This is a genomic window from Mycobacterium sp. NGS17, from assembly GCF_059813205.1.
In genome coordinates, this window is record NZ_JCALED010000008.1 from 190892 (window position 1) to 205318 (window position 14427).

9 protein-coding genes and 3 rRNA genes are annotated in these 14427 nt (G+C 62.6%); 4 read left to right on the forward strand and 8 right to left on the reverse strand.

The features are described from left to right. Positions 1-3: 3 nt before the first annotated feature. Positions 4-921: a co-chaperone YbbN gene (locus tag AC5Y7E_RS18615; RefSeq protein WP_499950263.1), complete on the reverse strand. Its 918-nt coding sequence runs from the start codon at positions 919-921 to the stop codon at positions 4-6. Positions 922-1098: 177 nt separating this feature from the next. Continuing rightward, positions 1099-2280, reverse strand: a complete 1182-nt coding sequence (locus AC5Y7E_RS18620) for an acetyl-CoA C-acetyltransferase (RefSeq protein WP_499950266.1) — start codon at positions 2278-2280, stop codon at positions 1099-1101. Positions 2281-2369: 89 nt separating this feature from the next. On the opposite strand from AC5Y7E_RS18620, the gene mce reads away from it, so the two are divergent. After that, on the forward strand, positions 2370-2837 hold the full coding sequence (gene mce / locus AC5Y7E_RS18625) for a methylmalonyl-CoA epimerase (protein ID WP_499921310.1): 468 nt from the start codon (positions 2370-2372) through the stop codon (positions 2835-2837). A 10-nt stretch (positions 2838-2847) separates the two neighbouring features. Here the strand turns inward: mce and AC5Y7E_RS18630 are convergent, their stop codons facing one another. Continuing rightward, positions 2848-3156 carry an Rv1322 family protein gene (locus tag AC5Y7E_RS18630; RefSeq protein WP_499921308.1) on the reverse strand — a complete coding sequence of 103 codons (309 nt, stop codon included), beginning with the start codon at positions 3154-3156 and terminating at the stop codon, positions 2848-2850. 22 nt (positions 3157-3178) lie between these two features. Beyond that, positions 3179-3850 (reverse strand): endonuclease NucS, encoded by a 672-nt coding sequence (gene nucS / locus AC5Y7E_RS18635; protein ID WP_499950267.1) that lies wholly within the window; start codon positions 3848-3850, stop codon positions 3179-3181. A 45-nt stretch (positions 3851-3895) separates the two neighbouring features. On the opposite strand from nucS, the gene AC5Y7E_RS18640 reads away from it, so the two are divergent. The 3 genes from AC5Y7E_RS18640 to AC5Y7E_RS18650 all read left to right on the forward strand — a co-directional run bounded on the left by AC5Y7E_RS18640 (position 3896) and on the right by AC5Y7E_RS18650 (position 7609). After that, on the forward strand, positions 3896-5506 hold the full coding sequence (locus tag AC5Y7E_RS18640; RefSeq protein ID WP_499921304.1) for an adenylate/guanylate cyclase domain-containing protein: 1611 nt from the start codon (positions 3896-3898) through the stop codon (positions 5504-5506). A 127-nt stretch (positions 5507-5633) separates the two neighbouring features. Beyond that, positions 5634-7121: an AlkA N-terminal domain-containing protein gene (locus AC5Y7E_RS18645; RefSeq protein ID WP_499950268.1), complete on the forward strand. Its 1488-nt coding sequence runs from the start codon at positions 5634-5636 to the stop codon at positions 7119-7121. Continuing rightward, positions 7118-7609 carry a methylated-DNA--[protein]-cysteine S-methyltransferase gene (locus tag AC5Y7E_RS18650; protein ID WP_499950270.1) on the forward strand — a complete coding sequence of 164 codons (492 nt, stop codon included), beginning with the start codon at positions 7118-7120 and terminating at the stop codon, positions 7607-7609. The genes AC5Y7E_RS18645 and AC5Y7E_RS18650 overlap by 4 nt, the downstream gene beginning before the upstream one ends. A gap of 46 nt (positions 7610-7655) precedes the next feature. Here AC5Y7E_RS18650 and rrf read toward each other — a convergent pair. The 4 genes from rrf to murA all read right to left on the reverse strand — a co-directional run bounded on the left by rrf (position 7656) and on the right by murA (position 14401). Then, a 5S ribosomal RNA gene (gene rrf, locus AC5Y7E_RS18655) occupies positions 7656-7768 on the reverse strand. An 81-nt stretch (positions 7769-7849) separates the two neighbouring features. Continuing rightward, positions 7850-10959 (reverse strand): 23S ribosomal RNA (locus AC5Y7E_RS18660). A gap of 284 nt (positions 10960-11243) precedes the next feature. Further along, positions 11244-12774 (reverse strand): 16S ribosomal RNA (locus tag AC5Y7E_RS18665). The 16S, 23S and 5S rRNA genes sit together here, the layout of an rRNA operon. A 373-nt stretch (positions 12775-13147) precedes the next feature. Further along, the gene (gene murA, locus AC5Y7E_RS18670; protein ID WP_007773898.1) at positions 13148-14401 is read right to left on the reverse strand and encodes a UDP-N-acetylglucosamine 1-carboxyvinyltransferase; all 1254 of its coding nucleotides are present in this window, start codon (positions 14399-14401) and stop codon (positions 13148-13150) included. Positions 14402-14427: the final 26 nt, after the last annotated feature.

The following is a 14427-nucleotide window of genomic DNA, read 5'->3' on the forward strand; positions in this document are numbered from 1 at the left end:
GCGTCAGTACAGCGCGTTGGCGAGATTACGCCGGCCGGCGACAACCTCTGGATCGGCGGGGTCGAAGATCTCGAACAGCTCGACCAGCCGGGTGCGCACCAGGGTGCGATCGTCGCCGGATGTGTTGCGCACCAAGGCAATCAGACGGTCGAAGGCGGCTGCGACATCCTGATTCAAGATTTGCACGTCGGCCGCGGCGAGGGCGGCTTGGATGTCGCCGGGCGCGGCGTCGGCAGCCGCGACGGCATCCGGGGGTTGCGCGGTTGCGCGCGTGAGGAATTCGATCTGGCGGATCGCACCCTTGGCTTCGGCGTTGGCGGGGTTGGCGTCCAGTATCGACTGATACGACGACTTGGCCGCTTCGAAGTCGCCGTCTTCCAATTGCTGACGGGCCGCGGCCAGCTCCGGATCGACGGCCTCCGTCTCACCGGGACCCGTTGAGCCTCTGAGCTTTCCGGCGGTCGCCGAGAGAATCTGGTCCAACCAGCCGCGCAACTGCTCCGCCGGCTGCATTCCCTGAAAACTCGATATCGGCTGACCGGCGGCCAGCGCCACGACGGTGGGGACCGCGTCGACGCCGAATATTTGCGCGACCCTCGGCGCGACGTCGACGTTGACCGTCGTCAGCGACCACCTGCCGTTGTCCTGCGCTGCCAGGCCGGCGAAGGTGTCGAGCAGCTGCACGCACGCGTCGCTGCGCGGTGACCACAGCAGCACCACGACGGGGACTTCCTCGGAGCGGAGCAGCACCTCGGCCTCGAAGTTGGCCTCGGTGACCGCGATGATTCCGGTGTCGCCCTCGCCGGCCGACGGCGCCGCCCCCGCGGGAGGGCCGCTCGCCGGCTGGGGCCGTTGCTTGAGACCGGAGAGATCGACCGCACCAGCCAGGGCGGGGCCGATAGAGGGTCGCGGACGCGTCACGCCGTCAAGTTTGTCATGCGCCCGGGCTGCCCATCCACCCGGTCGCGACCGCGTCAGGCGGCGCCACGACCGGGCGAAAAGGGCCCCGGGCGGGGTCGTCAACAGCAAATATGACGAAGATCACAATTATTCATCGGCGCGTCGTCCCAGCAACGTCCGATAAGCCCCTGACTGCGGCTAGCCCGCGCGCAGAATCAGGGCGTCGCCCTGCCCGCCGGCCCCGCACAGCGCGGCGACGGCGTACCCGGAGCCGCGTCGGGACAGCTCCAGCGCGGCGTGCAGCGTGATCCGCGCCCCGGACATCCCGATGGGGTGCCCGACGGCGATCGCGCCGCCGTTGACGTTGACGAGGTCGGGGTTGACGCCCAGTTCGCGGGTGGACGCCAGCGCCACCGCGGAGAACGCCTCGTTGATTTCGATCACGTCGAGCTGGTCGACGGAGATGCCCTCACGGCCGAGCGCCTTCTTGATCGCGTTCGCCGGCTGCGACTGCAGGGTGGAGTCCGGGCCGGCCACCACGCCGTGCGCGCCGATCTCGGCCAGCCAGCTCAGCCCCATTTCCTGGGCCTTGGCCTTGCTCATCACCACGACGGCGGCCGCGCCATCGGAGATCTGCGAGGCCGAACCGGCGGTGATGGTGCCGTCGCGGCGGAATGCCGGCTTGAGGCCGGCCAGCGACTCGGCGGTGGTGTTGGCCCGGATGCCCTCGTCCTCGGTGAACTGCAGCGGATCACCTTTGCGCTGCGGGATGTTGACCGGCACCACCTCGTCGGTGAACACGCCGTCCTTCCATGCCGCGGCTGCCTTCTGGTGGGACCGCGCAGCGAACTCGTCCTGCTCCTGCCGGGTGAATTCGTCGACGTCGTTGCGCTGCTCGGTGAGCGCCCCCATCGGCTGGTCGGTGAACACGTCGTGCAGGCCGTCGTAGGCCATGTGGTCCAGCACCGTCACGTCGCCGTACTTGTAGCCCGAGCGGCTGTCCATCAGCAGGTGCGGCGCCTTGGTCATCGACTCCTGGCCGCCGGCCACCACCACGTCGAACTCCCCGGCGCGGATGAGCTGGTCAGCCAGCGCGATGGAGTCGATGCCGGACAGACACATCTTGTTGATGGTCAGCGCCGGAACATCCCACCCGATGCCGGCCGCCACGGCCGCCTGGCGCGCCGGCATCTGACCGGCCCCGGCCGTGAGCACCTGGCCCATGATCACGTAGTCGACCGCGGAGGCCGGAACCTTGGCCTTTTCCAGTGCGCCCGCGATCGCGATCGCCCCCAGATCGCTGGCGGAAAAGTCCTTCAGCGAACCCATCAACTTTCCGATGGGTGTCCGTGCTCCAGCAACGATCACCGACGTCGTCATGACTATCTCCTAAGGCCTGCTAGGCGCTCCCTCGATGGCCGTTTGGGCCTCCCGGAGAAGCGCAATCTTTGCCGTCAGGTTACCGTTATGTGATGACGACCGATCAAGTTGACGCCCGTCAGATCCTGGCCACCTCACTGGTGACGGCGATCGATCACGTCGGCATCGCAGTCGCCGACCTGGACGCCGCAATCACCTGGTACCACGACACCCTCGGCATGATCCTGGTGCACGAGGAAGTCAACGAGGAGCAGGGAATCCGCGAAGCCATGCTGGCCGTGCGCGGCGCCCCGGCGGGCACCGCACAGATCCAGTTGATGGCCCCGATCGACGAGTCCTCGACGATCGCGAAGTTCCTCGACAAGCGCGGGCCGGGCATCCAGCAGATGGCCGTTCGGGTCAGCGACCTCGACACCCTCGCCGAACAGCTCCGCGAGCAGGGCGTGCGCCTGATCTACGACGCACCCCGACGCGGCACGGCAAACTCCCGGATGAACTTCATCCACCCCAAGGACGGCGGCGGCGTTCTCATCGAACTCGTCGAACCGGGCGCCTGAAACCGGCTTTTCAAGACCACTTCCTGGTTGGACCGCGCGTAGCGCGGTGCGCCCAGCACGGCGTGTGCCAATGGCGGCGGTCCTCGACTTGACCGGGGCCTGCCCCGAGTGTCGAATCGATCGGCCATACCACCAGATGTGCTGAGCCGGAGCGTATTTCGTGGTCGCAACCGGGGCACCTATACGTTTTGACCGCACGGGCAGCCGCGACGGGACGCACTTCGTACTCGTGGCCGTCGGGCCCGAGTTCCACCCGCCGCGGCGCCGGCGGCGGCGCCAACGGCCGCTGCCGACGTGGCGGGGTACGGCGCCGAGCCATGGGCGCAGTCTAGTGCGAGCCGTCAGAACAGCCGGTACTCGTCACTGTCCATCCCGCGCATCTTGTCGTAATCCAATGTCAGACAACGGATTCCGCGATCGGTGGCCAGTGTGCGGGCCTGCGGCTTGATCTGTTGGGCGGCGAACACGCCTTTCACCGGCGCGAGCACCGAGTCGCGGTTGAGCAGCTCCAGATACCGGGTGAGCTGTTCGACGCCGTCGATCTCGCCGCGACGCTTGATCTCCACCGCCACCGAGCCACCGCGTTCGTCACGGCAGAGCAGATCGACCGGGCCGATGGCCGTCATGTACTCGCGGCGAACCAGCGTGTACCCCTCGCCCAGCAGTTGCACGTGCTCGGCGAGCAGCGCCTGCAGGTGCGCCTCGACGCCGTCCTTGACCAGCCCCGGATCGACGCCGAGCTGGTGGCTGGAGTCGTGTTCGATCTCCTCGACGGTGATGCGCAACTGTTCGCCCACCTTGTTTTCAACCACCCACACCGGGGCCCGATCACCGGTCTCTTCGGTCAGCCAGCACGGCGGGCTCATCCAATTCAATGGCTTGTAGGCGCGGTCGTCGGCGTGCACACTGACCGATCCATCGGCCTTGAACAGCAGCAACCTGCGGGCGGATGGCAGATGCGCGGTGAGCCTGCCGACATAGTCAACCGTGCATTGAGCGATCACTAGACGCACCCGACTCACCTTAGAGCCTGGCCGACGACATAGGCTGACGCCACCATGTTGGCCAGTCAGACGATGGCACGACGTATAGGGCGGGTGCTAGAGAGAGTCACCCGTCAGAGCGGACGTCTGCCGGAAACACCTGCATACGGGTCGTTCCTACTCGGGCGGGTCTCGGAGAGCCAACACCGCCGCCGCATCCGCATTCAGGTCATCCTGACCGTGCTGGTGCTGGGCGCAAACCTGATCGGCATCGGCGCCGCGCTGCTGTTGGTGACGGTCGCCATTCCCGCACCGAGCGTGTTCAACGACGCGCCCTGGTGGGTCACCTTCGGCGCCGCGCCTGCCTATGTCGCACTGGCCCTGACCATAGGCGTCTACTGGATCACTCGCCGGACCGTGCTCGCATTGCGGTGGGCGATCGAGGAGCGCGCGCCGACCCCTGAGGACGAGCGCAACACGTTCATCGCCCCGTGGCGAATCGCATTGGTCGACCTCGTTTTGTGGGGCGTCGGGGCGGTAGTGCTCACAGTCCTCTACGGCCTGGTCAACACCTTGTTCATCCCGCGGTTCCTGGTGGGGGTTGGCTTCTGCGGGGTTCTGGTGGCCACCGGGAGCTATCTGCTCGCCGAGTTCGCGCTGCGGCCGGTGGCCGCCCAGGCGCTCGAGGCGGGGCCGCCGCCACGGCGACTGACGGCCGGCATCATGGGCCGGACCATGACGGTGTGGTTCCTCGGGTCGGGTGTGCCGGTCATCGGCATCGTCGTCCTGACCGCCTTCCAGCTCCTGATGAAAAACTTGACCGAGACCGAGTTCGCGGTCGCTGTGCTGATGGTCTCGTTTGCGACGCTGATCTTCGGATGCATCTTGATGTGGATCCTGGCCTGGCTGACGGCGACACCGGTGCGCGTAGTCATGGCGGCGTTGCGGCGCGTCGAGCGGGGAAACCTCCGCGGCGATCTGGTGGTGTTCGACGGAACGGAACTCGGTGAGCTGCAACGCGGTTTCAACGCGATGGTCGACGGCTTGCGCGAACGCGAGCGCGTGCGCGATCTTTTCGGCCGGCATGTGGGGCGCGAAGTCGCCCTGGCCGCCGAACGCGAGCGGCCGAAGCTCGGCGGCGAGGAACGCCACGTCGCGGTCGTATTCATCGACATCATCGGCTCCACGCAGTTGGTGACGAACAGCCCACCGGCCGAAGTCGTCAGTGTGCTCAACCAATTCTTCGCCATTGTCGTCGAAGAGGTGGATCGACATTGCGGACTGGTCAACAAGTTTGAAGGCGATGCGTCGCTGGCCATCTTCGGAGCACCGAACCGCCTGGACAGCCCGGAGGACGCGGCGCTCGCCGCCGCCCGCTGCATCACCGAGCGGCTGGCCAATGAAATGTCCGAGCTGTCGGCCGGCATCGGTGTCGCGGCGGGTCGCGCCGTCGCCGGAAACGTCGGCGCCAGGGAGCGTTTCGAATACACCGTGATCGGTGAACCGGTCAACGAAGCGGCCCGGCTGTGCGAGCTTGCCAAGTCACACTCGAGCCGACTTCTCGCGACGGCCGACGCGATCGAGGGCGCAAGCGAAAACGAGCGGGCGCGTTGGTCGTTGGGCGACACCGTGACCCTGCGCGGGCATGAGCGTCCCACTCAGCTGGCGTCGCCCGTCGACCCATGAATATTCAATGCGTCGGTCATCGCGACTAAGACCGGCTACCTGGGATGGCGAGTCGGCTTGTCCCAGCTTCCACGACGATGTCGCTTTTCCGCCAGTTTTGTCGGCGCGCGGGTGTAAATCTGGAAACGTGCACGACGATTTCGAACGCTGCTACCGCGCCGTCCAGTCCAAGGACGCCCGGTTCGACGGATGGTTCGTCACCGCGGTGCTGACCACCCGCATCTACTGCCGGCCCAGCTGCCCGGTGCGGCCACCGTTCGCGCGTAACGTGCGGTTTTACCCGACGGCGGCGGCCGCTCAGCGAGCGGGCTTTCGAGCATGCAAGCGGTGCCGCCCTGACGCGTCCCCGGGTTCTCCCGAGTGGAATGTGCGCGGTGACGTCGTGGCGCGAACGATGCGGCTGATCGCCGACGGGACGGTGGACCGCGAAGGTGTCGGCGGTCTGGCCGCCCATCTCGGTTACACCACCCGGCAGCTGGAACGGCTGCTACAGGCCGAGGTCGGGGCCGGCCCGCTCGCCCTGGCCCGCGCCCAACGGGCTCAGACCGCCCGGGTGCTGATCGAAACCACGGACCTGCCCTTCGGCGATGTCGCCTTCGCCTCCGGCTTTTCCAGCATCCGTCAGTTCAACGACACCGTGCGGTCCGTCTTCGAGAACACACCGCGCGCGCTGCGCCAGCGCGCGACCACACGCTCCGGTTCGAGCCCGAAATCCACTGGCACCGTGTGTCTTCGGCTTCCGGTGCGCACACCCTTCGCCTATGGCGGTGTCTTCGGTCACCTGGCCGCGAGCACGGTCCCCGGTTGCGAGGAAGTCCGCGCTGGCGCCTACCGACGCAGCCTGCGCCTCCCGTTCGGCAACGCAATCGTCACCCTGACACCCGCCGACGATCATGTCCGGTGCGTGCTCGTACTCGACGACTTTCGGGATCTGACAACGGCTATCGCGCGCTGCCGGCGGCTGCTGGACCTCGACGCCGACCCGGACGCGGTCGACGAAGCGCTGAGCGACGACGCGGAATTCTGCGCCGTCGTCGCCAAGGCGCCGGGCCAGCGGATCCCGCGCACGGTCGACGAAGCCGAACTGGCGGTGCGCGCGGTGCTGGGCCAGCAGGTGTCCACCAAGGCAGCGCGCACTCACGCGGGCCGACTGGTCGCCGCCTACGGGCAGCCGATCAATGATCCCGAGAAAACGTTGACCCACACCTTCCCATCGGTCGAGCAACTCGCGGACATCGACCCCATCCATCTGGCGGTGCCCAAGGCCCGGCAACGGACGCTGAGCGCTCTGGTCGCCGGCCTCGCCGCCGGAAGTGTCGAGTTGGGTGCCGGATGCGACTGGGAAAGCGCCCGAACACAATTGCTGGCCTTGCCGGGTGTCGGTCCCTGGACCGCGGAAGTGATCGCGATGCGCGGCCTGGGCGACCCCGACGCATTCCCGGCCAGCGATCTGGGCCTGCGCCTGGCCGCCAAACAGCTGGGTCTGCCGTCCGCCGAACGCTCGCTCGTCGCGCGCAGTGCGCGGTGGCGACCCTGGCGTTCCTATGCCACCCAATACCTTTGGACCACTCTCGAGCATCCGGTAAATCAATGGCCGCCACAGGAGGTCGCATGATCGAGTACCGCATTATCGACAGCCCGATCGGACTGCTGACCCTGGCTGGTCGCGGCTCGGTGCTGACGAATCTTCGCATGGTCGACCAGACCTACGAGCCGAGCCGCACGGACTGGTCGCCGAACCCGCAGGCGTTCGGCGAGGCGGTCGAGCAACTCGGCGCGTATTTCGCCGGCGAGCTGACGCATTTCGATGTTCAGCTCGACCTGCGGGGCACCGAATTTCAGCGTCGCGTATGGCAGGCCCTGCTGACCATTCCGTACGGCGAAACCCGCTCGTACGGTGACATCGCCGAGCAGATCGCGGCACCGGGCGCCGCCCGTGCCGTCGGGTTGGCCAACGGGCACAATCCGATCGCCATCGTCGTTCCCTGCCATCGCGTCATCGGCGCCAACGGCAGCCTCACCGGATTCGGCGGCGGGCTCGGCCGAAAGCGCACGTTGCTCGAATTAGAAAAGCAACGGGAGAATATGACGCTATTCGATTGATTGCGAATGCAAAAACACCCCCGTTACCGGGGGTGTTTTTGTGTATGTTCGGCGGTGTCCTACTTTTCCACCCGTATGGGCAGTATCATCGGCGCTGACAGGCTTAGCTTCCGGGTTCGGAATGGGACCGGGCGTTTCCCTGTCGCTGTGGCCGCCGTAACTCTATTTAAATTTGTTTGGTGGGGGGTGTGGCGTTACACGACATTGCTGCCGTGAACTGGACTGTGGTTGCGATTGTGTGTTGGTAAGTTTTCGGCCGGTTAGTGCCAGTTCCCTGCACCCATTACTGGGCTTCCAGGTCTGGCCTATCGAACCCGTAGTCTGCGGGGGGCCTTATCCCTCTAAAAGGGTGAGAAACCTGATCTTGGAGAAGGTTTCCCGCTTAGATGCTTTCAGCGGTTATCCTGTCCGAACGTGGCTATCCAGCCGTGCCCCTGGTGGGACAACTGGTATACCAGAGGTTCGTCCGTCCCGGTCCTCTCGTACTAGGGACAGGTTTCCTCAAGTTTCTGACGCGCGCGGCGGATAGAGACCGAACTGTCTCACGACGTTCTAAACCCAGCTCGCGTGCCGCTTTAATGGGCGAACAGCCCAACCCTTGGGACCTGCTCCAGCCCCAGGATGCGACGAGCCGACATCGAGGTGCCAAACCATCCCGTCGATATGGACTCTTGGGGAAGATCAGCCTGTTATCCCCGGGGTACCTTTTATCCGTTGAGCGACACCCCTTCCACTCAGAGGTGCCGGATCACTAGTCCCGACTTTCGTCCCTGCTTGACTTGTAGGTCTCGCAGTCAAGCTCCCTTGTGCACTTACACTCAACACCTGATTGCCGTCCAGGTTGAGGGAACCTTTGGGCGCCTCCGTTACATTTTAGGAGGCAACCGCCCCAGTTAAACTACCCGCCAGGCACTGTCCGTGAACCCGATAAGGGTTCGACGTTAGGTGTCCAATACGATCAGAGTGGTATTTCAACAACGACTCCATACAAACTGGCGTCTGTACTTCAAAGTCTCCCACCTATCCTACACAAACCGTACCGAACACCAATACCAAGTTGTAGTGAAGGTCCCGGGGTCTTTTCGTCCTGCCGCGCGTAACGAGCATCTTTACTCGTAGTGCAATTTCGCCGAGTCTATGGTTGAGACAGTTGGGAAGTCGTTACGCCATTCGTGCAGGTCGGAACTTACCCGACAAGGAATTTCGCTACCTTAGGATGGTTATAGTTACCACCGCCGTTTACTGGGGCTTAAATTCTCCGCTTCACCTTACGGTTAACGGGTCCTCTTAACCTTCCAGCACCGGGCAGGCGTCAGTCCGTATACATCGTCTTGCGACTTCGCACGGACCTGTGTTTTTAGTAAACAGTCGCTACCCACTGGTTTCTGCGGCCGAATCCCGCTCCCACCGCAAGGGTGTTCACGGTATTCCGGCCCCCCTTCTCCCGAAGTTACGGGGGCATTTTGCCGAGTTCCTTAACCATAGTTATCTCGTACGCCTTGGTATTCTCTACCTGACCACCTGTGTTGGTTTGGGGTACGGGCCGTGTATGTGCTCGCTAGAGGCTTTTCTTGGCAGCAGAGGATCACCGAATTCGCCTCAATCGGCTATGCATCACCTCTCAGGATCAATGAGCGACGGATTTGCCTATCGCTCTCCCTACAGGCTTGCCCCAGTATTACCACTGACTGGTACGGCTACCTTCCTGCGTCACCCCATCGCTTGACTACTACCAGCGAAGGTCCCACGCAGCCCCGAAACTCCATGCCCCCGAAGGGGAATGGTCGATCCGGTTTTGGGTGGTTAGTACCGCTGATTCATCAGGGACGCCTATACACGGGTACGGGAATATCAACCCGTTGTCCATCGACTACGCCTGTCGGCCTCGCCTTAGGTCCCGACTCACCCTGGGCGGACTGGCCTGGCCCAGGAACCCTTGGTCTTACGGCGGGCAAGGTTCTCACTTGCCTTATCGCTACTCATGCCTGCATTCTCACTCCCCCACCCTCCACCACCGGTTACCCGGCGGCTTCGCTGAATGGGGGACGCTCCCCTACCCACATCCACGTAAACGTGAATGTGCCGCGGCTTCGGCGGTGTGCTTGAGCCCCGCTACATTATCGGCGCATAATCACTTGACCAGTGAGCTATTACGCACTCTTTCAAGGGTGGCTGCTTCTAAGCCAACCTCCTGGTTGTCTTTGCGACTACACATCCTTTTCCACTTAGCACACGCTTAGGGGCCTTAGCCGGCGATCTGGGCTGTTTCCCTCTCGACGTACGGAGCTTATCCCCCGCCGTCTCACTGCCACGCTTTACACCACGGCATTCGGAGTTTGGCTGACGTCAGTAACCTAGTAGGGCCCATCGGCCATCCAGTAGCTCTACCTCCGTGGTGAACCACGCAACGCTGCACCTAAATGCATTTCGGGGAGAACCAGCTATCACGGAGTTTGATTGGCCTTTCACCCCTACCCACAGCTCATCCCCTCAGTCTTCAACCTAAGTGGGTTCGGGCCTCCACGCGGTCTTACCCGCGCTTCACCCTGGCCATGGGTAGATCACTCCGCTTCGGGTCCAGAACACGCCACTACACCCCAAAGGGGATGCGCCCTATTCAGACTCGCTTTCGCTGCGGCTACCCCGCACGGGTTAACCTCGCGACGTGTCCCTGACTCGCAGGCTCATTCTTCAAAAGGCACGCCATCACCCCACGAGGAGGCTTTGACGGATTGTAGGCACACGGTTTCAGGTACTATTTCACTCCCCTCCCGGGGTACTTTTCACCATTCCCTCACGGTACTAATCCGCTATCGGTCATCGAGAAGTATTTAGGCTTACCGGGTGGTCCCGGCAGATTCACAGCAGATTCCACGGGCCCGCTGCTACTCGGGAACTGATACAAGGTAGGTGACGGGTTTTCGCGTACCGGGCTCTCACCGTCTACGGCAGGCCATCCCAGGCCATTTCTGCTAACCACGACACTTTCTGACTACCCCTCAGCCAGGTAGAGCTGAGACATATCACTCCCACAACACCGCGCACACAACCCCTACCCGGTTATACATGCGTGCGGTTTAGCCTGTTCCGCGTTCGCTCGCCACTACTGACGGAATCACAATTGTTTTCTTCTCCTACGGGTACTGAGATGTTTCACTTCCCCGCGTTACCTCCCGCACCCTATATATTCAGATACGGGTAACACGACATCACTCGTGCTGGGTTTCCCCATTCGGAAATCCTCGGATCAATGCTCGGTTGACAGCTCCCCGAGGCATATCGCAGCCTCCCACGTCCTTCATCGGCTCTCGATGCCAAGGCATCCACCATGCGCCCTTAAACACTTACTTACACACAAGAGTTAATCAAAGAAATTACACATTTCGATGAACACGCCGGCCCCGAAGGACTACGCGTTCATCTAGATGCTCGCAACCACTATCCAATACTCAAACACCACACCCCACCACCAAGATGGAGGGACTCCACACGGATCGACCGAGTGTTGTCTCAGGGCCCAATAGTGTGTCTGGCAATCATTTGCTGCTGTGCACCCGGTTTTCGTCCACTACAGACGAGAACCCCTCACGGCTCGCACCCCACCAATTGGAGTGCTTTTCGTGGTGCTCCTTAGAAAGGAGGTGATCCAGCCGCACCTTCCGGTACGGCTACCTTGTTACGACTTCGTCCCAATCGCCGATCCCACCTTCGACAGCTCCCTCCCAAGGGTTAGGCCACTGGCTTCGGGTGTTACCGACTTTCATGACGTGACGGGCGGTGTGTACAAGGCCCGGGAACGTATTCACCGCAGCGTTGCTGATCTGCGATTACTAGCGACTCCGACTTCATGGGGTCGAGTTGCAGACCCCAATCCGAACTGAGACCGGCTTTAAAAGGATTCGCTTAACCTTACGGCATCGCAGCCCTTTGTACCGGCCATTGTAGCATGTGTGAAGCCCTGGACATAAGGGGCATGATGACTTGACGTCATCCCCACCTTCCTCCGAGTTGACCCCGGCAGTCTCTCACGAGTCCCCGGCATTACCCGCTGGCAACATGAGACAAGGGTTGCGCTCGTTGCGGGACTTAACCCAACATCTCACGACACGAGCTGACGACAGCCATGCACCACCTGCACACAGGCCACAAGGGAACGCCTATCTCTAGACGCGTCCTGTGCATGTCAAACCCAGGTAAGGTTCTTCGCGTTGCATCGAATTAATCCACATGCTCCGCCGCTTGTGCGGGCCCCCGTCAATTCCTTTGAGTTTTAGCCTTGCGGCCGTACTCCCCAGGCGGGGTACTTAATGCGTTAGCTACGGCACGGATCCCAAGGAAGGAAACCCACACCTAGTACCCACCGTTTACGGCGTGGACTACCAGGGTATCTAATCCTGTTCGCTCCCCACGCTTTCGCTCCTCAGCGTCAGTTACTGCCCAGAGACCCGCCTTCGCCACCGGTGTTCCTCCTGATATCTGCGCATTCCACCGCTACACCAGGAATTCCAGTCTCCCCTGCAGTACTCTAGTCTGCCCGTATCGCCCGCACGCTCACAGTTAAGCCGTGAGATTTCACGAACAACGCGACAAACCACCTACGAGCTCTTTACGCCCAGTAATTCCGGACAACGCTCGCACCCTACGTATTACCGCGGCTGCTGGCACGTAGTTGGCCGGTGCTTCTTCTCCACCTACCGTCAATCCGAGAAAACCCGAACCTTCGTCGATGGTGAAAGAGGTTTACAACCCGAAGGCCGTCATCCCCCACGCGGCGTCGCTGCATCAGGCTTGCGCCCATTGTGCAATATTCCCCACTGCTGCCTCCCGTAGGAGTCTGGGCCGTATCTCAGTCCCAGTGTGGCCGGACACCCTCTCAGGCCGGCTACCCGTCGTCGCCTTGGTAGGCCATCACCCCACCAACAAGCTGATAGGCCGCGGGCCCATCCCACACCGCAAAAGCTTTCCACCAAAAGACATGCGTCTAAAGGTCCTATCCGGTATTAGACCCAGTTTCCCAGGCTTATCCCGAAGTGCAGGGCAGATTGCCCACGTGTTACTCACCCGTTCGCCACTCGAGTACCTCCGAAGAGGCCTTTCCGTTCGACTTGCATGTGTTAAGCACGCCGCCAGCGTTCGTCCTGAGCCAGGATCAAACTCTCCAAACAAAAACTCCTCGTAGAAACGAGGTGAATTCACAATCAGAGAAAATCTGACCTAACAAAAAGACACCAATTAACTGGCATCAAAATAACGACCACACCCACACACGGGGGGTGTTAGGTATGGTCAAAAAACAACAACAAATAATAAACACCAAACACACTATTGAGTTCTCAAACAACACTTGTTTCGCCCGTTTTGGGGCAACCCTGCCAGCTTAATACAGGTCCGGCAGGTTAGTCAACTCCCAGTTTTGATCTTCGAGAGACCGTGTCGGGAGCAGCCGTGCCAGGCTAGTACCAATCCAGCGAGGGAGTCAAGGCCCCGCTTTCGTTCACCTTCGCGTTGGTGACCGCGCTTGTGGGGCACTGACTTTGGTTACTGTACCCGCTCGATCTCCGCTCCCAAAATCGCCAGGTTTTCCACGAACAGCGGGTAACCGCGATCGATGTGGAAGACGTCGTGGACCTCGGTGTCTCCGTCGGCGACAAGCCCGGCCAACACCAGGCCGGCGCCCGCCCGAATGTCCGAACACCACACCGGTGCACTCGACAATTGCGGCAGGCCCCGAACGACGGCGTGATGCCCGTCGGTTCGGGCGTCGGCACCGAGGCGGATCATTTCTTCGACGAAACGAAAGCGCGCCTCGAATACGTTCTCGGTGATCATCGACGTGCCGTCCGCGATCGAGGCCAGGGCGATAGCCATCGGCTGCAGGTCGGTGGGAAATCCGGGGAACGGCAGGGTCGCCACGTTGACGGCCTTCGGGCGCTCGTACTGCGCGACCCGGAAACTGTCATCGGTCTGCGTGACGGTGGCGCCCGCGTCGTGCAGCTTGTGCAGCACCACCTGCAGGTGCGCCGGGTCAATACCGGTCACCGTGATGTCGCCGCGGGTTATCGCGGCGGCGATTCCCCAGGTGGCGGCGACGATGCGATCGCCGATCACGCGATGTTCGGTCGGGTGCAACTTCGGAACGCCGGTGATGGTCATCGTCGGCGAACCGGCGCCCTCGATCTGCGCGCCCATCTGGTTCAGCATCGTGCAGAGATCCACGACGTCCGGCTCGCGCGCCGCGTTGTGGATGGTGGTGACCCCCTCGGCCACGACCGCGGCCATCAAGATGTTCTCGGTGGCACCTACCGAGGGGAACTCCAGCTGAATCTCCGCGCCGCGCAACGTATCGGCTTGTGCCACTACGCATCCGTGCTCGATGTTGCATTGCGCACCGAGTTGTCGCAGGCCGGCTTGATGCATGTCCAGCGGACGTGATCCGATCGCATCGCCGCCCGGCAGCGCGACCCGGGCGCGCTTGCACCGGCCGACCAGCGGTCCCAGCACGCACACCGATGCCCGGAACTGCCGTACCGCGGCGAAGTCGGCGTCGTATTTCGGTTCGTCCGGAGAGGTGATGCGGGCGACGTCGCCGTCCAGTTCGACGGTTGCGCCCAGGCCGCGCAGCACCTCGGCCATCAGCGGCACATCCAGGATGTCCGGACAGTTGGTGATCGTGCTGGTGCCTTCGGCCAACAGTGTCGCGGCCATCAGCTTGAGAACGCTGTTTTTGGCGCCCCCTACTGCGACTTCGCCTGACAACCGGTTGCCACCGGTCACCACGAATCGCTCAGCCACCCGCGTCAGTCTAGTGAAGCGGTATC

Coding starts and splice junctions, on each gene's coding strand:
- AC5Y7E_RS18620 (WP_499950266.1), bottom strand. CDS start 2,280: ATGACGACGTCGGTGATCGTTGCTGGAGCACGGACACCCATCGGAAAG.
- AC5Y7E_RS18630 (WP_499921308.1), bottom strand. CDS start 3,156: ATGGCTCGGCGCCGTACCCCGCCACGTCGGCAGCGGCCGTTGGCGCCG.
- AC5Y7E_RS18640 (WP_499921304.1), top strand. CDS start 3,896: ATGTTGGCCAGTCAGACGATGGCACGACGTATAGGGCGGGTGCTAGAG.
- AC5Y7E_RS18650 (WP_499950270.1), top strand. CDS start 7,118: ATGATCGAGTACCGCATTATCGACAGCCCGATCGGACTGCTGACCCTG.